This window comes from Lapillicoccus sp. (assembly GCF_046595215.1).
In the GTDB taxonomy this organism is placed as follows: Bacteria; Actinomycetota; Actinomycetes; order Actinomycetales; family Dermatophilaceae; genus Lapillicoccus.
Window position 1 is genome coordinate 1 of sequence record NZ_JBKJPP010000114.1, and the last position, 19,186, is coordinate 19,186.

The window sequence follows — 19,186 nt, forward strand, 5'->3', positions numbered from 1 at the left end:
CAGTACGAAGGCCGGCCCTCTGAGGAACCGGCCTTCGCCTGGGTGGAGCTGAGGAGATTCGAACTCCTGACCCCCTCCATGCCATGGAGGTGCGCTACCAGCTGCGCCACAGCCCCGTGCGATTGCTCGCCCGACATCCCGAAACCGGCTCCGAAGATCCTGTGGGGGACTGCGGAAGTTTAGCCAGTGACAGGGCCCGCGCCCAAATCGGCGCGCGCCGACCTCAGGAGCCGGGCGCCACCCGACCGGGAGCGTCCCGCACCCCGGCGTTCCAGTGGTCGATCCGCCAGACGGGGGCCACCTCGGCCCCGGACACGTGCCGCGACTCGGCGACGGTGGCCCAGTGGCAGTTGTCGAGACCCCAGAGGATCCGGGTCGCCTCCATCTGGCCGATCCCCACCAGCGAGGCGACCGCCGAACGGCCGGACACCCCGTGGCACACCACGACCGCGAGACGCCCCGGCTCGAGCTCGGCCACGACGTCGTCCAGCGCCGCGGACACCCGGACGGCCAGCTCGGCCATCGTCTCCCCCGTGACGCCGCGCCGGACGTCCTCGCCGCGCCCGAGCGCCGCGAGCACCTCCGGATGGTCCCGACGGACCTGGGCGTTGGTGTGGCCCTGCCACGCGCCCACGTCGACCTCACGCAGCCGCTCGTCGCGCCGGACCGCCACCCCGGCCATTGATGCCACGGCGTCTGCCGTCACCGCCGCGCGCTGGAGGTCCGAGCTGACGACGAGCTGTGGATCGAGGGCCGCAAGCACCGGCGCCATCCGCTCGGCCTGGGCACGGCCCACGGCCGACAGCGGCGAGTCACGGTGGCCCTGCCAGAAACCTGCCGCGTTGTCTGCGGTCTCGCCGTGACGCAGGACCACGATCCGCCGCGGACTCGCGGCGTCGACTGCCGTCACGGAGCCGGGATCGACGCCAGGTCGATCTCGGGGCAGTCCTTCCAGAGCCGCTCGAGCTGGTAGAACTCGCGCTCGTCGGCGTGCTGCACGTGGACCACGATGTCGCCGAAGTCGATGAGCACCCACCGTCCCTCACGCTGGCCCTCTCGCCGGATCGGCTTGCAGCCATAGTCCCGCAGCCGGTCCTCGATCTCGTCGACGATGGCCCCCACCTGGCGCTCGTTGCTGGCGGAGGCGATGACGAAGATGTCGGTGAGGGCGAGCTGATCGCTGACGTCGATGGCCTGGACGTCCTGGGCGATCTTCTCCTCGGCGGCCAGGGCGGCCACCTTGGCAAGCGTCAGGGCGCGTTCTGTGGCGGGCACGGTTCTCCTAGGTGCGGGGGGCTGCGACGGCCGCGTTCGCGGCATACAGGCTGTACTTGTTGATGTACTGCACGACGCCGTCGGGGACGAGGTACCAGACGGGCTGACCCTCGGCGACCCGGCCCCGGCAGTCGGTGGAGCTGATGGACATCGCGGGCACCTCCTGGAGGGTGATGTTCTCGGTCGGCAGGCCCTTGTCGCTGAGGACGTGGCCCGGGCGGGTGACGCCGATGAAGTGGGCGAGGCCCCACAGCTCGTCAACGTCCTTCCAGGTGACGATCTGGGCGAGGGCGTCGGCGCCGGTGATAAAGAAGAGCTCGGCGTCGGGGCGTTGCCTGCTGAGGTCGCGCAGGGTGTCGATCGTGTAGGTCGGGCCGTCGCGCTCGATGTCGACCCGGCTCACGGTGAACCGGGGGTTGGAGGCCGTCGCGATGACGGTCATGAGATAGCGGTGCTCGGCCGCGCTGACGTCCCGACCCTCCTTCTGCCACGGCTCACCGGTGGGCACGAAGACGACCTCGTCGAGGTCGAAACGCGCCTGTGCCTCGCTCGCCGCGACGAGGTGGCCGTGGTGGATGGGGTCGAACGTCCCGCCCATCACCCCGAGCCGCTGGCTCAGTGCTGACCCCGGCGCGTGTTGTGCCGGTCGGGGACCTTGTTCGCGGTGTTGCGGAAGGACCACAGCACGGCGAGCCCCGCGAGGAAGGCCCCGAAAGCGATCGCGGCGTAGGCGATCGGCGACATCGGGAGCTCGCGGGCGGCCTCCTCTGCGCGGACGAGGACAGGAAGAACGCTGGCTGACATGCGCCACAGCGTAGCGCCCCGTGGAGTTCACTCAGGCGACGACTCGGGTATGCCGGGTCAGCCGGTCGTCTCGTCCCTCCCGACGAGCGGTTCTCGAGACCGGTCCACACGAACCGCCCATCTCGTCCACAGATGAGCCATGGTCCACGCCGTACTGTGGAACGCATGAGCCCCGAGCTGTCCGTTGTCATCCCGATGTACAACGAGGAGGATGTGCTGCCCCTGCTCGTGGACCGGTTGCGCCCCCTCCTCGAGGGGCTGGGCACGGCATACGAGGTCATCGCGGTCGACGACGGCAGCACCGACCTGACCGCGGCGCTGCTGCAGCGCCTGCACCGGGAGTGGCACGAGTTCCGCGTGGTGCGGCTGCGCGCCAACGCCGGCCACCAGGCCGCCATCTCCGCTGGGCTGGTCAGTGCCCTCGGCGACTACGTCGTGACGATCGACGCCGACCTGCAGGACCCGCCCGAGGTGATCGTCGAGATGCTTGCGAAGGCCAAGGGTGAGGGGGTCGACGTCGTCTACGGGGTGCGCACCGACCGCTCCACGGACTCGGTCTTCAAGCGGGTCAGTGCCCGAGGCTTCTACGCCATGATCCGGACCATCTCCGGCACCAGCGCCCAGAGCGACGCCGGGGACTTCCGGCTGATGTCCCGGGCCACGGTCGACGCCATCAACGAGCTGCCCGAACACAACCGGGTCCTGCGGTTCATCGTGCCCGCGCTCGGCTTCCCGTCCGACGCGGTCGACTACCGGCGCGAGGAGCGGGCCGCCGGCACCTCGAAGTACCCCCTGCTCAAGATGCTCAAGCTGTCGGTCGACTCGGTGACGGGCTTCTCGATGGCGCCCTTGCGCCTCGCCACCCTGCTCGGCCTCGGCGGCGGGGCCCTGGCCGTGCTGCTCGGGGTCTTCGCGCTCGTCGAGCGGGCCCGCGGTGAGGTTGTCGCCGGGTGGACCTCGACCGTCGTCATCGTCGCCGCCGTCGGCGCGGCCCAGCTGCTGTGCCTCGGGCTGCTCGGCGAGTACATCGGCCGGATGTACACCCAGATGCAGGGGCGACCGACCTACTTCATCGCCTACGACTCCCTGACCGCCTCGGTCGGGCGGCACGGACCGACGGACACCCCGCTCCCGCCGGAGCCCCGGGAGCCCCGGGTGCGGGCGGTGCGGCGTGGCCCGGGGTCACGGGCGGACCCCCCCGCGGCGACGCCCTCCCGGGTCAGCGACGTGGCCGGGCGGTGACGAGCAGGCTCACTCCGGGCAGCTGCCTGACAGGCAGGTAGCGCTCCGCGGTGATGATGGCGCGCAGCCCCGCGTTGACGACGGGATGCAGGTCGTCGAGGTCGCTGCCGGACGTCTTCCTGCGCCGCATCGCGACGACCGGACGCAGCAGGACGTTCCAGGACGTCATGTCGACGATGTCGAAACCACCCCGGTGGAGCACGCTCGAGAGCGTCTCGCGGGTGTAGCGGCGCACGTGGTCGACGGCCTCGTCGTGGGCGGACCAGAGCCTCGGGTCGGCCGGGACCGCCACGAGGAAGGTGCCGCCGCGGCGCAGCGTCCGGCGGACCTCGCTCACCGCGAGGTCGTCGTCCTCGATGTGCTCGAGGATGTCGAAGGCCACGACGAGGTCGATCGACCCGTCCTCGAGAGGCAGCCTCGTCGCGTCGGCCCGCAGCGTGTCCAGCCCGCGCTCGTGTGCCACCTCGGCCCCCTCGGAGCCGAACTCCAGGGCCACGGGACGCCAGCCGAGCTCGCGCAGGACGCGGGTGTTCCCACCGCCTGCCGCGCCGATGTCGAGGGCGTCCCCGGGCCGGAGCCCGTCCAGCGACTTCGCCAGGAGGTGGCGCCGCTCGCGGTACCACCAGTGGGTGTCCTCGAGCGCGGCCAGCTTGCGTACCTCAGTGCCTTCCACGGTCGGTCATCATGCCAGTGCCGGACCCCCGCGACGAATCACGCCACGGATCAGCCGCCGGACCACGCGCCGAATCAGGAGCGGATCTGGCCGTCGCCCTCGACGATCCACTTGGTCGTCGTCAGCTCGGGCAGCGCCATCGGACCCCGGGCGTGCAGCTTCTGCGTCGAGATGCCGATCTCGGCGCCGAACCCGAACTGGCCCCCGTCGGTGAAGCGGCTCGAGGCGTTGACCATGACGACCGCGGCGTCGACCTCGGCGGTGAACCGGCGGGCCGCCGCGCGGTCCTCGGTGACGATGACCTCGGTGTGCTGGGTGCCGAAGGTCTCGATGTGCTCCAGGGCCGTGTCCAGGTCGGGGACGGTGCGGACGCTCATCTCGAGCGAGTGCCACTCCGTGCCGAAGTCACTCTCGGACGCGAGGCTGTATGCCGCGCCCGCCGCCTGCGCGTGCTCCCCGACCTCGGATGCGGTGTGGAGGACCACCCCGGCTGCGCCCAGCTCGGCGAGGACCTTCGGCAGGAACGCCTCGGCGACGTCCTCGTGGACGAGGAGCGACTCTGCGGCGTTGCAGACGCTGGGCCGGTGGGTCTTGGAGTTCAGGACGATCGTCAGGGCCTTGTCCAGGTCGGCAGCCCGGTCGACGTAGACGTGGTTGATCCCGATGCCGGTCTCGATGACCGGCACGGTGGACTCGGTGACCACGGTGCGGATCAGGTCGGCGCCGCCGCGCGGGATGACGAGGTCGACCAGCCCCCGGGCGGTCATCAGGGCGCGGACGGCGTCGTGGCCACCACCGTCGAGGAGGGTGATCGCGTCGGGCGACAGTCCCTGCTGCTCGAGGCACGCCCGCATCGTGGCGACGAGGGCCCGGTTGCTGGAGCCGGCCGCCGAGCCACCCCGCAGGATGACGGCGTTGCCACTCTTGAGCCCGAGCGCGGCAGCGTCGACGGTGACGTTGGGCCGGGCTTCGTAGATCATCCCGACGACACCCATCGGCACCCGCACCTGTCGGATCTGCAGGCCGTTCGCGAGTGTCGAGCCGCGCACGACCTCGCCCACCGGGTCGGGCAGTGCGGCGATGTCGCGCACCGCCTGGGCGATCTCGCCGACGCGCTTGGCGTCAAGCATGAGCCGGTCGAGCAGTCCCTCGGCCATTCCCTTCTCCCGGCCGCGCCCGAGGTCCTGGGCGTTGGCGTCGACGATCTGCTGGGTCGCCGCGTCCAGCGCGTCGGCGAGCGCCAGCAGAGCCTCGTCCTTGCCGGCTCGCGACATCAGGGCCAGCTGCCGCGCGGCGACGCGAGCCTTTTGGGCGAGGCCGGCGACCTGCGAGACGACGAGGGGATCAATCTGAGCGGACATGTGCCAAGCGTACGTCCACGCCGTGGTGCGACCCGGGCGCTTCCCAGTGCGGGCCGGGCGCTTCCCAGTGCCGGGCCGGGCGCTTCCCAGTGCCGGGCCGGGCGCTTTCCAGAGCGGGCCCGGGCGCTCCCCCGTGCGGCCCGGGCCCGGTGCCGGCCGCCCCAGCCTGCACATGTTGCGGCTGGGACCGCATCTGGTCGCCCTGAGCACGGGTATGTGCGGCGCCGGCCGCAACATGTGGGAGAACGGGGGCGGCGCCGGCCGCAACATGTGGGGGACGGGGGCGGCGCTGGCCGCAACACGCGGGGGGTGGGGGGAGGCGGCGGAGCTGAGCGTCACCCCACAGGATGGACCCGCCCGCGGCGTGAGGTCGGGGCGATGACGAGCTCGGCGACGTGGTCCTTGAGGGCGGACCGGGCGCGCATCGACAACCCTTGGTCAGTGATGAGCAGGTCGACGTCGGCGAGGTCGATGATCGTGCTCAGCCCGACGACCCCCCACTTGGTGTGGTCGGCGAGGATGCACACCTGTCGGGCCGCGGCGATCATCGCCCGGTTGGTCTCGGCCTCGACGAGGTTGGGAGTGGTCAGTCCGGCGTGCAGGTCCATCCCGTGGACGCCGAGGAAGAGCCGATCGACGTGCAGCGAGCGGAGCGCGGCGACTGCGACCGGGCCGACAAGGGCGTCGGAGGGGGTCCGGATGCCGCCGGTGAGGACCACCGTCTGGCCGACGGTGGCCGACTCGTGGAGCAGCTGCGCGACGGGCACCGAGTTCGTCACCACGGTGATGTCCGGGACACTGCGCAGACACTGGGCCAGCTCGTAGGTGGTCGTGCCGGCCGAGATGGCCACAGCCGACCCCGGCTCGACGAGCGAGGCGGCGTGCTCGGCGATCGCCCGCTTCTCGCGCGTCATCAGGGCGGACTTGACCTGGAAGCCGGGTTCGTGGGCGCTGGCGTGGCCGACGGACAGGGCACCGCCGTGGACCCGCTCGACGCGACCTTCCTGGGCGAGGTGCTCAATGTCGCGGCGCACGGTCATGTCGGAGACGCCGAGGTGCTCGACGAGGTCCGACACCCGGACCGCGCCCGACTCGTCGACCATCGTGAGGATCGTCGCGCGTCGTTGGCTGGCGAGCACGGGTCAGTCCTCCCGGACGACCGCGACGCCACCAGGGCGCAGCACCACGGTCCCCTCGACCCGGGCGTCTGCCACGAGGTCGTGCCCGACGGCGGCGATCTCGTGCTCCGCGTGGGTGTGGTTGAGCAGGAACAGCCAGGACCGGCCGTCGTCCCCGCTGCGTCGCACGCACTCGACACCGTCGGGGGCCTCTGCCACGGGCTCGACCCTGCCGTCCTCGAGCAGCTCGCCCAGGAGTGCGTCGAGGGCGTCGTCGTCGAGCAGGGTGCTGAGATACCACGCCGCGCCCGTCTCGACCTCACGGCGGGTCACCGCCGGCCGGCCACTCAGCGGACCCTCGGCATATCGCTGGCGCACGCTCTCGTCCGGGGCCCGGACGTCCTCCGACCAGATCCTCCCCCGGGCCCCCGACTCGAGCCCCACGCTCTCCCCTGCCCGCAGGGGAAAGAACTCCTCGACCCGGACCCCGAGGAGATCCCGGAACGCCCCGGGATAGCCCCCGAGCCGGACGTGGTCGTCCTCGTCGCTGATGCCCGAGAAGAAGGTCACAAGGACCTGCGCCCCGGCGGCGGGCGCCGCGGCGATCGCGTCGGCGTGCGCGTCGGAGACGAGATAGAGGGTGGGGACGACGATGACCGCGTAGCCCGACAGGTCGTGGCCGGGGTGGACGAGGTCGGCCGTGACCCCCCGGCGGCGCAGCAGGCCGTGGACGGTCCGTGCCGTGAGGGAGTACTCGAGCAGTGCGGACGGCATGGCCGGTCCGGATGCCGCCCAACCAGCCTGGTAGTCCCAGAGCAGGGCTACCCGCGACTCGACCCGGCTGCCGAGCAGCTCCCCCAGCCGGCCGGCGATGGCGCCCAGCTCGCACACCTCGCGGAAGCGTTCGCTGTCGGGCCCGGCGTGGGGCACGAGGGCCGAGTGGAACTTCTCCGAGCCCGAGCGCGACTGGCGCCATTGGAAGAAGCCGATGGCGTCGGCCCCCCGGGCGACGTGCGCCAGGCTGTCCCGGATCGTCTGGCCGCGGTCCTTGGCACGGTTGACCGGCTGCCAGTTCACGGCACTCGTCGAGTGCTCCATGAGGAGCCAGGGTCGCCCCCCGGCGATGCCACGGGTGAGGTCCGCGCTGAAGGCCAGCTCGGCGCGGGGGTCCTCGAAGACGTCCACGACGTAGTGGTCGGTGCTGACGACGTCCTGGTCGGCGGCCCACTGGTGGTAGTCGAGGTGGCGGAAGTGGCTCATCGTCATGAAGTTCGTCGTCACGGGCACCCCGGGCGACAGCTCGTTGAGGACGGCCTTCTCGGCGCGGTAGAAGTCGAGCAGCGTGTCCGAGCCGAACCGGGCGTAGTCGAGCTGCTGGGTCGGGTTGGCGAACGCCGTCGTGCGCCGCGGCGGCAGGATCTGCTCCCACTCGGTGTAGCGCTGGCTCCAGAACGCCGTCCCCCAGGCCTCGTTGAGGGCGTCGAGGTCGGGGTAGCGCGAACGGGCCCATCGCCGGAACGCCCCCGCGCAGGTGTCGCAGTAACAGGGCAGGTTGTGACAGGCGTACTCGTTGGAGACGTGCCACAGGGCCAGCGCCGGGTGGTCACGGTAGCGCGACGCCAGGTGCGCGGTCAGGGCGAGGGCGTGCTCGCGGTAGACCTCCGAGCTCGGGCACCACGCCTGCCGGCTGCCCGGCCAGAGCGTGTGTCCGTCCCGGTCGACGGGCAGCGTCTGGGGGAACGCGGACGAGAACCACGGCGGCGGGGTGGCCGTGCCGGTTGCGAGGTCCACGGCGATCCCGGCGTCTCCGAGCAGGTCCATGATCTCGTCGAGCCAGTCCGTCTGGTATTCGCCCTTGGCCGGCTCGAGCCAGGACCACGAGAAGACGCCCAACGTGACGAAGGAGACCCCCGCCTCGCGCATCAGCACGATGTCCTCGGGCCAGGTGGCCCGCGGCCACTGCTCAGGGTTGTAGTCGCCACCGAAGGCGAGACGGGTGCTGGGCCAAGCGCGCATGAACGCCAGTGTTGGGCCCTCTGCTCCCAAAGTCAACACAAAGCAACACCCGGGTCCGGGAGGCCGGCGCTGACGTCCGCAGCGAGCGGACTCGGGGCAACGTGGTGAGACACCTACAGATCCGACACATTGCGGTTCAGCAACGCGACGAGCAGACCCCTTGACACGCCACCGTGAGCGGGTCATCCTCAGTTCGGTAATGATCGGTTCTGGTCGTTCGTGTTGCTTCCGTCAGTAACGATTCCATCAGTCACGATTCCGTCAACGTCGAAGGAGATCGTCATGCCTCGCCCCTCCTCTGAGGCCGAGTACCTCGCCCGGCTGGTGCCGCCCTCGGCTCACGCGCTCTCTCGCCGAACCCTCCTGCGCGGCGCCATCGGGGCCGGCAGCCTGCTGGCCACACCGGCGTTGCTGTCGGCGTGCGGCAGCGGCAGCTCGCCGAGCACGGGTGGCGCGTCGGGTGGCGCTGGCGCAGCCACCGGCACCGTCGGTCTCGGCTCGAACCAGTCGGATGCCATTCCGAAGGCGGCCGTGCAGTCGGTCATCGACGCGTTCCAGAAGGCCAACAGCGGCCTGACGGTGAAGATCAACACCATCGACCACAACTCGTTCCAGGAGAACATCAACAACTACCTGCAGGGCGCGCCGGACGAGGTGTGGTCCTGGTTCTCCGGCTACCGGATGCGCTTCTTCGCGTCCAAGGAGCTCGCCGGCGATGTCTCCGACGTGTGGTCGGGAATGAGCGGCATGTCGGATGCCCTCAAGAAGGCCTCGACCGGCGACGACGGCAAGCAGTACTTCGTGCCCTCGACCTACTATCCCTGGGCGGTCTTCTATCGCAAGAGCGTCTTCGCCGAGAAGGGCTACGCCGCCCCCAAGACCCTGGACGAGCTCAAGACGCTCGGTGCCAAGATGCAGAAGGACGGCCTCACCCCGATCGCGTTCGGCGACAAGGACGGGTGGCCCGCGATGGGCACCTTCGACCAGCTCAACCTGCGGATCAACGGGTTCGACTACCACATCAGCCTGATGGCCGGCAAGGAGGACTGGAGCGGCGACAAGGTCAAGAAGGTCTTCGACACCTGGAAGGGACTGCTCCCCATCCACCAGCCCGACTCCCTCGGGCGGACGTGGCAAGAGGCGGCCCAGAGCCTGCAGCAGAAGAAGTCCGGTATGTATGTCCTGGGAGCCTTCGTCGCGCAGCAGTTCACCAAGGGAGCCGAGCAGGACGACCTCGACTTCTTCAACTTCCCCGAGGTCGACTCGACCATCGGGTCGGACGCCATCGAGGCGCCGATCGACGGGTACATGATGGCCAAGCGGCCCAAGAACGAGGCCGGGGCCAAGAAGCTGTTGGCCTATCTCGGGTCGGCGGACGCGCAGAACCTCGCGGTGAAGGCGGACCCGAGCGTGATCGCCACGAGCGACAAGGCCGACACGACGGCATACACCGCCCTCCAGAAGAAGTCCGTGGAGTTCGTCAAGCAGGCCAAGTCCATCGCGCAGTTCCTCGACCGCGACACCCGCCCCGACTTCGCCTCCACGGTGATGATCCCGGCGCTCCAGTCCTTCATCAAGACCCCCGACGACATCGACGGGCTGGTCAAGGGCATCCAGCAGCAGAAGCTCAGCATCTTCACCAGCTGATCGTCCGCGGACGACCGACGCAGGGAATCCTCGTGGCCAAGTACAAGGGCATCAACCAGCTCGACGGCATTGACCGCGTCGTCGTGGCCCTCATGATCATCGTCCCGACGCTGCTCGTCGTCGCGCTCGTCTGGCTGCCGGCCGTCGGGTCGGTCCTGCTCTCCTTCACCAACTGGGACGGGATCGGCCCGGTGTCCTCGGCAAAGGTCGTCGGGCTGAAGAACTACACCGACGTCGTCACCATCTACCCGCCGTTCTGGCCCGCGGTGCAGCACAACCTCATCTGGTTCGCGGTGATGTTCTTCATCGCCACCCCGCTGGGGATGTTCCTCGCCGTCCTGCTCGACCGGGAGATGAAGGGCTCACGGGTCTACCAGACCGCCTTCTACCTCCCGGTCGTGCTGTCGCTGGCCCTGATCGGCTTCATCTGGCAGCTGATCTACAGCCGGGACCAGGGCCTGATCAACGCCGTCACCGGGAGCACGATCGACTGGTACGGCGACCCGAGATACAACCTCTGGGCAGCGCTCCTGGCCTCCAGCTGGAGGCAGACCGGCTACATCATGCTGCTCTATCTGGCCGGCCTCAAGGGCGTCGACCCAACGCTGCGCGAGGCGGCCAAGGTCGACGGAGCGGGCGAGCGGACGACGTTCTTCCGGGTCGTCTTCCCGGTCATGGCGCCCATCAACATCATCGTCCTCGTCGTCACCGTCATCGAGTCCCTGCGGGCGTTCGACCTCGTATGGGTCATCAACAAGGGCCGCAACGGGCTGGAGCTGATCTCCACCCTCGTAACGAGCAACATCGTCGGTGAGGCGAGCCGGATCGGCTTCGGCTCGGCCCTGGCCACCTTCATGCTCATCATCTCCTCGGTCTTCATCGTCATCTACCTACGCATCGTCATGAGGGAGCAACGATGACGACCACCACGACATCGCCGCAAGACACCAGGGCAGTCACCGCGACCACTCGCCGCAAACCCACCACACCCGGGAGGGTGGCGCTGCAGGTCTTCCTCATCGTCATGTCCCTCGCCTGGCTCTTCCCGGTGCTCTTCGCGGTCATCAACTCCTTCCGGGACTACAGCTACACGGCCGCCAACGGGTACATCTCCTTCGGGGGGTTCACCCTGCAGAACTACGTGAACTCGTGGCAGCAGGCCGACTTCGGTCACTCGCTGCTCAACTCGGCAATCATCACCATCCCGGCCGTGGCGCTCACGCTCTTCCTGTCGTGCTGCATCGCGTTCGTCGTCGCCCGGTTCTCGTTCCGGTTCAACCTCGCCCTGCTCGGTCTGTTCACCGCCGCCAACCTCCTGCCCCCGCAGGCCCTCCTCATCCCGGTCTACCGGATGTTCCGTGCCATCCAGGTGCCCTTCTGGGTCAGCGACTCGGGCACCCTCCTCAACAGCTACTACGGCCTCATCGCCGTCAACGTCGCCTTCCAGACCGGCTTCTGCGCCTTCGTCCTCAGCAACTACATGAAGACGATCCCCCGTGAGCTCTACGAGTCCGCGGTGGTCGACGGGGCGAGCGTGCTGCGCCAGTTCTTCCAGCTGACGCTGCCCCTCTGCCGGCCACCGCTCGCCGCGCTGGCGACGCTCGAGGTGACGTGGATCTACAACGAGTTCTTCTGGGCGACGGTGTTGCTGCAGTCGGGCGACAAGTATCCCGTCACCAGCTCGCTGAACAACCTGCGCGGCCAGTTCTTCACGGACAACAACCTCGTCGCCGCCGGCTCCGTGATCGTCGCGCTGCCCACCCTCATCGTGTTCTTCGTCCTCCAGAAGCAGTTCGTCGCCGGCCTGACCCTCGGTGCGACGAAGGGCTGAGCCGTCAGAGGATGACGAGGTCGTCGCGGTGGATGACCTCGCGCTCGTACTGCGGGCCGAGCTCCCTGGCGAGGTCCTTCGTCGAGCGGCCGAGGAGCCCGGGCAGCTCGTCCGAGGAGTAGTTGACCAGCCCACGGGCGACCGGACGGCCGTCGGCGGCACACACGTCGATGGGGTCGCCGTCGGCGAACCGGCCCTCGACGGCGGTGATCCCGGCCGGCAGCAACGACTTGCGGCGCTCGACGACCGCCGCGACCGCGCCGTCGTCGAGGATGACCCGGCCCTGCGGCGTCGTCGCGTGGGCCAGCCACAGCATCCGCGACGTGCGCCGTGTCCCGGTCGGGAGGAAGACCGTGCCGACCTCCTCCCCGGCCAGCGCCTCCTTCGCCCGGTCCGCCGAGGTGAGCAGCGCCGTGATCCCCGCCGCGTTGGCGATGGCGGCCGCCTCGATCTTGGTGGCCATGCCGCCGGTGCCGACCGACGAGCCCGATCCCCTGATGACGATCCGCTCGAGGTCGACCGGTCCGGTCACGAGCGGGACCCGGGTCGAGCCGGGGCGCGACGGTGGTCCGTCGTAGAGCGCGTCGACGTCCGAGAGCAGGACGAGCGCGTCGGCGTGCACGAGGTGGGCCACGAGCGCTGCGAGCCGGTCGTTGTCACCGAACCGGATCTCGTGCGTCGCCACCGTGTCGTTCTCGTTGACGACCGGGACGACGCCGAGCTCGAGCAGCCGGTCGAGGGTGCGACGGGCGTTGGCGTAGTGGCTGCGCCGGGTTACGTCGTCGGCGGTGAGGAGCACCTGGCCGACGGTGAGCCCGTGGGCGCCGAAGGCGTGCTGGTATGCCGCGACCAGGGCTCCCTGCCCCACGCTGGCGGCCGCCTGCTGGGTGGCGAGGTCACGAGGGCGCCGACTGAGGTCGAGGGGGCCGAGCCCTGCGGCGATCGCCCCGGACGAGACGAGCACGATCGCGTCGCCCTGCTTGCGGCGGGCGGCGAGGACGTTGACGAGCGCCACGAGACGGGCGGTGTCGAGGCCACCGCCGGGGCCCGTCAGCGACGACGAACCCACCTTGACGACGAGACGTCGGGCGGTGGCGATGACGGACCGGGAGGGCACCCGGTGAGTCTATGGAGCGTCGGCGGACCCGGGGGTTCGGTCCGGATGCCGACCCCTGCCCCCGCCTACCGGGTGGAGGTATATCCGAGCGCTAGACGTCTCGGATATACCTCCACCCGAAGAGTTTGGGACGTGGGTCAGCCGTCCTCGTCGTTCTTGGCCGTGGCCCAGTGGCCGGCCCGGCGCTCGGCCTCGAGCTCGGCCTGCGTCGACTGCCGCGCAACGTATCGGTCATGGGCCGCTTCGCGCTTCTCGTCGCGCGAGAGGCGACTCGGCTGGTCGAGGCGCAGGTCTGTGCCACGCTGGCCCAGCAGCTCGGCGCCGGCCTGCATCGTCGGCTCCCAGTCGAAGACGACGGCGTCCTCGGCGGCACCGACGACCACGGTGTCCCCCGAGAGGGCGCCCGCCCTGAACAGGGCCGCTTCGACTCCGAGTCGACCCAACCGGTCGGCGAGGTAGCCGACGGCCTCGTCGTTGCTGAAGTCGGTCTGACGGATCCAGCGCGTCGGACGCTCGCCCACGACGCGGTAGAGCACGCCGTCCGTGGTGTTCTCCCGCACGACGGTGAAGCCGGAGTCGTCGACGGACCGGGGGCGCAGGACCACCCGGGGCGGGACGACGTTCTCGATCAGCCTGCGGGCCTCGGCGACCTCACGGGCAAGGGCGAACATCAGCTCCTTGAGCCCGGTCCGGGCCACGGCGGAGACGATGAAGACCTGCAGGCCGCGCGCTTCGAGGTCGTCCTTCACCAACTCGGCGAGGTCGAGGGCCTCGGGGACGTCGGACTTGTTGAGGACGACGATGCGGGTGCGCTCGGCGAGCGGACGGCCACCGAGGTCGGCGTCGGGCACGTAGAGCGCGAGCTCCTCCTCGATGACGTCGAGGTCGCTCATCGGGTCGCGCCCCGGCTCGAGCGTCGCGCAGTCGATGACGTGGACGAGCACCGAGCACCGCTCGACGTGGCGCAGGAACTCCAGGCCCAGGCCCTTGCCCTCGTGCGCGCCGGGGATCAGCCCGGGCACGTCGGCGATCGTGTATCGGGTGTCGCCCGCGCTGACGACGCCGAGGTTGGGCACGAGCGTCGTGAACGGGTAGTCGGCGATCTTGGGTCGGGCCGCCGAGAGCACCGCGACGAGCGAGGACTTGCCCGCGGACGGGAAACCGATCAAGGCGACGTCGGCGAGAGACTTCAGCTCGAGGACGACGTCCAGCGCCTCCCCGGGCTCACCGAGCAGGGCAAAGCCGGGAGCCTTGCGGCGCGCCGAGGCGAGGGCCTTGTTGCCGAGCCCGCCACGGCCGCCGCGGGCGATGACGTGCTCGGTGCCATGGCCGACGAGGTCGACGAGGATTCGCCCTCCGCCGTCCTTGACGACCGTGCCCTCGGGCACGGGCAGCACGAGGTCGCCGCCGTCGGCGCCGTTGCGCTCGTCGCCGGCGCCGGGCTTGCCGTTCGTCGCGTGACGGTGGGGGTGGTGGTGGTAGTCCAGCAGCGTCGTCGCCTGCGGGTCGACGCGCACGATGACCGACCCACCGCGGCCGCCGTTGCCGCCGTCCGGACCACCGAGCGGTTTGAACTTCTCACGCTTGACCGATGCGACACCGTGGCCACCGGCACCGGCCGAGACGTGGAGAAGCACCCGGTCGACGAAGTTCGTCGCCATGATCGCCTCCTTCTCGGCCGCCAGGAGCAGCCGGTATGCCGTGGGACGGGGGACCCGGCATACCGGGCACCGGGGTGGTACGGGATCTGTCCGGTCAGGCCAGACAGGAGGGGGCGAGCCCCGTGGCCCGCCCCCTCCCGATGAGTGCTGCGGTCAGACTCAGGCGTCGACCGTGTCGGCCTGACGCGACGCGACCTGCTCGATGTTGACGGTCTTGCGACCGCGCCGGGTGCCGAACTTCACGGCGCCCGCGACGAGCGCGAAGAGCGTGTCGTCGCCGCCGCGGCCGACGCCGTCACCGGGGTGGAAGTGGGTGCCGCGCTGACGGACGAGGATCTCGCCCGCGTTGACGACCTGGCCGCCGAAGCGCTTCACGCCGAGGAACTGTGCGTTCGAGTCGCGACCGTTTCGGGTCGAGGACGCACCTTTTTTGTGTGCCATGTCAGTGCCTGCCTGTTGTCTTGGGTCGAGGACCGCGAAGGTCTCAGCCGTTGTTTTCGTTGATGGCCGTGACCTTGATCTGGGTCAGGTGCTGACGGTGACCCTGGCGCTTGCGGTAGCCGGTCTTGTTCTTGAACTTCATGATCGTGATCTTCGGCCCCTTGGCCGGCTTGACGACCTCTGCCGTGACGGTGACCTTGGCGAGCTTGGCTGCGTCGCTGGTCACGCTCGATCCGTCGACGACGAGGAGCGGAGTCAGGTCGATGCTGTCGCCGACCCCACCCTTGACCTTGTCGATGATGAGGACGTCACCGACGGACACCTTCTCCTGGCGGCCGCCAGCGCGAACAATCGCGTACACGTCGAGCTCACTCTCTACAGTCCTTCACGGTTGGTGCGCACTCTCAGTGACCGTCACGTCGTCCCCGGTGACGGGTTAGCGCAGGCGGTGCTGCGGTCAGCCTCGGGACACAGATCGGTGGGCGCACCGAGGAACGAGACTACCGGGTCGGGGTCGGTGGCACCAAACCGGCATGAGCTCACTCACCCGGCCCGCCCGAAGCCCCGCCCCGTGGCGGTCCCGCGGGGGCGACGACCCGTCCACGGCGGCGACGACCACGGCCCGTCAGGGCCGGGCTGGGCTCGGCGTGTTGGTCGCGCTCGTTCGGCTGCTCGTGCTCGTCGGGCTGCTCGTCGATCGGCGCGGCGGCAGGTGCCGCCTCCGGCGCGGAGACCCGGAGGCCGCTGTCGTCCGCATCCGAGTCGGTGTCGACGTCGGTGTCCACGTCCCCGACCCCGGCGACCTCGGCGACCTCGGGGGCGACGTCCTGAGCAACCACCTGCAGGTCACCGTCCTGCGCCACGAGAATCTCGGAGACCAGCTCGAGCTCCCCCTGCTGGTCGTCGAACGGCGCGCCCACGTGGGCGGCGTCGTCGAGCCCGGTCGGGCCGGTCGGGACGATGCGCTCCGCGGGCAGGTCGCCCCGCACGACGGCAGTGGGAATCTCCCCGCTCTTGAGGGCCGCCCCGTGCGCGGCAGCTGCGATCTGGGCGGCCGTCGGTCCCATGGAGCGGGGCGGGGCCGCCGGCTCGCTCGTCGCCGTGCCCTCGCGGCGGCCGCGAGACCCGCTCCGGGAGCCGGCACCGGATGCGCCGCCGCCTGCACCGGCGGAGCCCGAGGGGTTCGAGCCCGACCCACCCACACCGCCGGAGGCGGAGCCACCCTGCTCGGACTGTCCGTTGCCGGACCTGGCCACCGGGTCCGCGCGCACGATGATGCCCCGGCCGTTGCAGTGCTCGCAGACTTCGCCGAAGACCTCGATGAGGCCCGACCCGACTCGCTTGCGGGTCATCTGCACGAGGCCGAGCGAGGTCACCTCAGCCACCTGGTGCTTGGTCCGGTCCCGGCCGAGGCACTCCAGGAGGCGGCGGACGACGAGATCCCGGTTGGCCTCGAGGACCATGTCGATGAAGTCGATGACGATGATGCCGCCGATGTCGCGCAGCCTGAGCTGACGGACGATCTCCTCGGCCGCCTCGATGTTGTTCTTGGTCACCGTCTCCTCGAGGTTGCCCCCGGAGCCGATGAACTTGCCCGTGTTGACGTCGACGACCGTCATCGCCTCGGTGCGGTCGATGACGAGGGAGCCGCCTGAAGGCAGCCAGACCTTGCGGTCCATCGCCTTGGCGATCTGCTCGTCGACGCGGTAGTGGGTGAAGAGGTCCTCCTCGCTCGTCCACCGGGTGATCCGGGCGGCGAGGTCCGGGGCGACGGTGCCGACGTAGTCGGAGACCTCGTCCCAGGCCTGCTGGCCGGCAACGACGAGCGAGGCGAAGTCCTCGTTGAACACGTCACGAATGACGCGCACGGTCAGGTCGGGCTCGCCGTGGAGCAGCAGGGGGGCGTTACCGCTCTTGGCCTTGCCCTTGCCCTTGCCGGAACCGGACGCCTCGGCCTTCGACCTGATGTCCTCCCAGGTGGCGCTCAGCCGCTCGACGTCGGCGCGCAGCTCCGCCTCGGACGCGCCCTCGGCCGCGGTGCGGACGATGACGCCGGCCGACTCGGGGACGACCTCCTTGAGGATCTTCTTGAGGCGGGCCCGCTCGGTGTCGGGCAGCTTGCGCGAGATCCCCGTCATCGAGCTGTCGGGGACGTAGACGAGGTAGCGGCCGGGCAGGGAGATCTGGGAGGTCAGACGAGCGCCCTTGTGACCGATCGGGTCCTTGGTCACCTGCACCAGGACGCTCTCGCCGGACGAGAGGGCGTGCTCGATCCGCTTCGGCGCGTGGGCGTCGAGGCCCGCGGCGTCCCAGTTGACCTCACCGGCATACAGGACGGCATTGCGGCCCTTGCCGATGTCGACGAAGGCCGCCTCCATGGACGGGAGGACGTTCTGGACCCGGCCGAGGTAGATGTTGCCGGCCATCGAGACGGTCGTCTCCTGGGAGATGTAGTGCTCCACGAGGACGCCGTCCTCGAGGACGCCGATCTGCGTGCGGTCGTCCTTGTTGCGCACGACCATGACCCGCTCGACGCTCTCTCGGCGGGAGAGGAACTCGGCCTCGGTGATGATCGTGCGGCGCCGGCCCGCCTCGCGCCCCTCTCGGCGACGCTGCTTCTTGGCCTCGAGGCGGGTCGACCCCTTGAGGCCGGTGACCTCGTCCTTCTGCTCGCGCTCTCGGCGCGGTTCGCGCACCCGGGTCACGACGCCCGGCGCGTCCTCGGTCTCGCCCGAGGAGCCACTGCGGCGCCGGCGGCGCGTGCGACGACGGCTCCCCCCCTCGGCCTCGTCCATGTCGGGTCCGCCGTCGGCGTCGTCCGGGCCGGACGTGGAGGTCTCGTCGGAGAGGTCCTGCTGGTCCTGGGACGCGGTCCGGCCGGGGGTGCGTCCGGACGGCTGGCCGCTCGCGGTGTCGTCGGGACCGTCGGAGTCGCTCCCGCGACCACGGCGTCCCTTGCCCCCACGACGGCGGCGGCGGCGGGGACCGTCCGAGGAGTCCTCGGACTCGTCGGTGTCGTCCCTGAGCTCGCTGTCGTCCTCGCGGTGGTCGGTGTCGCTCGAGGAGGCCGGGGTCCGGTCGCCGACCGCGAGATCCGCAGCGCCCCCCAGATCCTCGGTCGGGTCGGGCAGGTCGGAAGGGTCGGGCACGGTCCGAGGCGCCGCAACGGGCGCCGAGGCCCGCCGGGACCTCGTGGTGCGGGCAGGGGCCTGAAAGAGCACGCCGAGCGCCGGGACGCCAGATCCCTCGGCGCCGCTCTGCTCCGGGTCCGGCTGCTCCGCTGCCGGCTCTGGCGCGATCCGCTCCGCGGCCGGCTCCGTGGCGGCAGGCAGCTCGACACCGCGGGCATCGGCGGGCGCCTCGCCGGGGTCGAGCACAGACGGGAGGCCGTCACCGACCGAGGGGGCGGCCGCGGCTCGGGTCGCGGCAGCCCGGCCGCGTCGGCGGCGGGGAGTGGCAGGTGCCGTCTCAGATGCTGCCGTGGTGGCGCTCTCCCCGGCCTCGGGATCTGCGACCAGGCGCGTCACGGGCGGCAGGGGGGCGGTGGGCTCCGCCTGGTGGACGGGAGGCTCGGCCGGCTCGGTCTCGGCGGGCTCAGGAGCCACGACCGGGGCGGCGGCCTTGCGGCTGGCGCGCTTGCGGGCGGCCTTCTTGGCCGGGGCGGCGTCAGGGCCAGCGGCGTCCGTGGTGGCGACGTCAGGGCCAGCGGCGTCCGTGCTGGCGGCGTCCGGAGCGGGAGGCGCCGTCGTGCGGGTGGCGCGTTTGCGGGCCGTCTTCTTGGCGGCCTTGGGGGGGGCGGTGGCCTCGTCGGCCACAGAGGCCGGTTCCGGGGCCTCGACCTGGTCGGTGACCGGCTCGTCGACCTGGGTGGGGGTGGTGTCTTGCGTGGAAGCCATCTGGCTTTCCTCTCCGTCGCCACGCGGTGAGGACCCACACCCGACCCTTTCGGGCCCATCTTCGCCGCGTGTGCGGTATGCGTCGTCACTGTCGCGGACGCGTC

The 19,186-nt window shown here is 70.5% G+C and carries 17 protein-coding genes and 1 tRNA gene; 4 read left to right on the plus strand and 14 right to left on the minus strand.

The genetic code is table 11. The annotated features are described in order from the left end of the window. Positions 1–43: 43 nt before the first annotated feature. The 5 genes from ACLL9L_RS09195 to ACLL9L_RS09215 form a co-directional block, all read right to left on the minus strand. Positions 44–116, minus strand: a tRNA-Ala gene (locus ACLL9L_RS09195). A 107-nt stretch (positions 117–223) separates the two neighbouring features. Then, positions 224–910 carry a histidine phosphatase family protein gene (locus ACLL9L_RS09200; protein WP_411284349.1) on the minus strand — a complete coding sequence of 229 codons (687 nt, stop codon included), beginning with the start codon at positions 908–910 and terminating at the stop codon, positions 224–226. Next, entirely contained in the window at positions 907–1,275 is a 369-nt protein-coding gene (gene rsfS / locus ACLL9L_RS09205) for a ribosome silencing factor (RefSeq protein WP_411284350.1), read from the minus strand. Before rsfS ends, ACLL9L_RS09200 begins: the two co-directional genes overlap by 4 nt. A gap of 7 nt (positions 1,276–1,282) precedes the next feature. Then, positions 1,283–1,873, minus strand: coding sequence for a nicotinate-nucleotide adenylyltransferase (gene nadD / locus ACLL9L_RS09210; RefSeq protein WP_411284351.1), 591 nt, complete (start codon positions 1,871–1,873; stop codon positions 1,283–1,285). 17 nt (positions 1,874–1,890) lie between these two features. After that, a complete protein-coding gene (locus tag ACLL9L_RS09215; protein ID WP_411284352.1) occupies positions 1,891–2,079 on the minus strand; it encodes a hypothetical protein in 189 nt (62 codons plus the stop codon). Positions 2,080–2,244: 165 nt separating this feature from the next. Here ACLL9L_RS09215 and ACLL9L_RS09220 point away from each other — a divergent pair, with 165 nt between their 5' ends. Beyond that, positions 2,245–3,321, plus strand: a complete 1,077-nt coding sequence (locus ACLL9L_RS09220) for a glycosyltransferase family 2 protein (RefSeq protein ID WP_411284353.1) — start codon at positions 2,245–2,247, stop codon at positions 3,319–3,321. Here ACLL9L_RS09220 and ACLL9L_RS09225 read toward each other — a convergent pair. From ACLL9L_RS09225 to ACLL9L_RS09240, 4 genes are all read right to left on the minus strand, one after another. Next, complete coding sequence (locus ACLL9L_RS09225) at positions 3,299–3,994, minus strand: class I SAM-dependent methyltransferase (protein WP_411284354.1); 696 nt, start codon at positions 3,992–3,994, stop codon at positions 3,299–3,301. The genes ACLL9L_RS09220 and ACLL9L_RS09225 overlap by 23 nt on opposite strands. Before the next feature lie 74 nt (positions 3,995–4,068). Beyond that, on the minus strand, positions 4,069–5,355 hold the full coding sequence (locus tag ACLL9L_RS09230; protein ID WP_411284355.1) for a glutamate-5-semialdehyde dehydrogenase: 1,287 nt from the start codon (positions 5,353–5,355) through the stop codon (positions 4,069–4,071). Between the two features lie 335 nt (positions 5,356–5,690). Beyond that, entirely contained in the window at positions 5,691–6,494 is an 804-nt protein-coding gene (locus ACLL9L_RS09235) for a DeoR/GlpR family DNA-binding transcription regulator (RefSeq protein ID WP_411284356.1), read from the minus strand. 3 nt (positions 6,495–6,497) lie between these two features. After that, positions 6,498–8,489, minus strand: coding sequence for a beta-galactosidase (locus ACLL9L_RS09240; protein ID WP_411284357.1), 1,992 nt, complete (start codon positions 8,487–8,489; stop codon positions 6,498–6,500). 282 nt (positions 8,490–8,771) lie between these two features. On the opposite strand from ACLL9L_RS09240, the gene ACLL9L_RS09245 reads away from it, so the two are divergent. Genes ACLL9L_RS09245 through ACLL9L_RS09255 form a run of 3 tightly spaced genes read left to right on the plus strand, consistent with a single transcriptional unit; the run spans position 8,772 to position 11,967 of the window. Then, complete coding sequence (locus ACLL9L_RS09245; protein ID WP_411284358.1) at positions 8,772–10,136, plus strand: ABC transporter substrate-binding protein; 1,365 nt, start codon at positions 8,772–8,774, stop codon at positions 10,134–10,136. 32 nt (positions 10,137–10,168) lie between these two features. Next, positions 10,169–11,056: a carbohydrate ABC transporter permease gene (locus tag ACLL9L_RS09250; RefSeq protein ID WP_411284359.1), complete on the plus strand. Its 888-nt coding sequence runs from the start codon at positions 10,169–10,171 to the stop codon at positions 11,054–11,056. Then, a complete protein-coding gene (locus tag ACLL9L_RS09255; RefSeq protein ID WP_411284360.1) occupies positions 11,053–11,967 on the plus strand; it encodes a carbohydrate ABC transporter permease in 915 nt (304 codons plus the stop codon). The genes ACLL9L_RS09250 and ACLL9L_RS09255 overlap by 4 nt, the downstream gene beginning before the upstream one ends. 4 nt (positions 11,968–11,971) lie before the next feature. Here the strand turns inward: ACLL9L_RS09255 and proB are convergent, their stop codons facing one another. The 5 genes from proB to ACLL9L_RS09280 all read right to left on the minus strand — a co-directional run bounded on the left by proB (position 11,972) and on the right by ACLL9L_RS09280 (position 19,082). Beyond that, positions 11,972–13,084 carry a glutamate 5-kinase gene (gene proB, locus ACLL9L_RS09260; RefSeq protein ID WP_411284361.1) on the minus strand — a complete coding sequence of 371 codons (1,113 nt, stop codon included), beginning with the start codon at positions 13,082–13,084 and terminating at the stop codon, positions 11,972–11,974. Positions 13,085–13,221: 137 nt separating this feature from the next. Then, positions 13,222–14,745 (minus strand): GTPase ObgE, encoded by a 1,524-nt coding sequence (obgE, locus tag ACLL9L_RS09265; protein ID WP_411284362.1) that lies wholly within the window; start codon positions 14,743–14,745, stop codon positions 13,222–13,224. 159 nt (positions 14,746–14,904) lie between these two features. Next, the gene (rpmA, locus tag ACLL9L_RS09270) at positions 14,905–15,186 is read right to left on the minus strand and encodes a 50S ribosomal protein L27 (RefSeq protein ID WP_411284363.1); all 282 of its coding nucleotides are present in this window, start codon (positions 15,184–15,186) and stop codon (positions 14,905–14,907) included. 43 nt (positions 15,187–15,229) lie between these two features. Then, positions 15,230–15,547, minus strand: a complete 318-nt coding sequence (gene rplU, locus ACLL9L_RS09275; RefSeq protein ID WP_411284364.1) for a 50S ribosomal protein L21 — start codon at positions 15,545–15,547, stop codon at positions 15,230–15,232. Between the two features lie 178 nt (positions 15,548–15,725). Further along, complete coding sequence (locus ACLL9L_RS09280; protein ID WP_411284365.1) at positions 15,726–19,082, minus strand: Rne/Rng family ribonuclease; 3,357 nt, start codon at positions 19,080–19,082, stop codon at positions 15,726–15,728. Positions 19,083–19,186 lie beyond the last annotated feature (104 nt).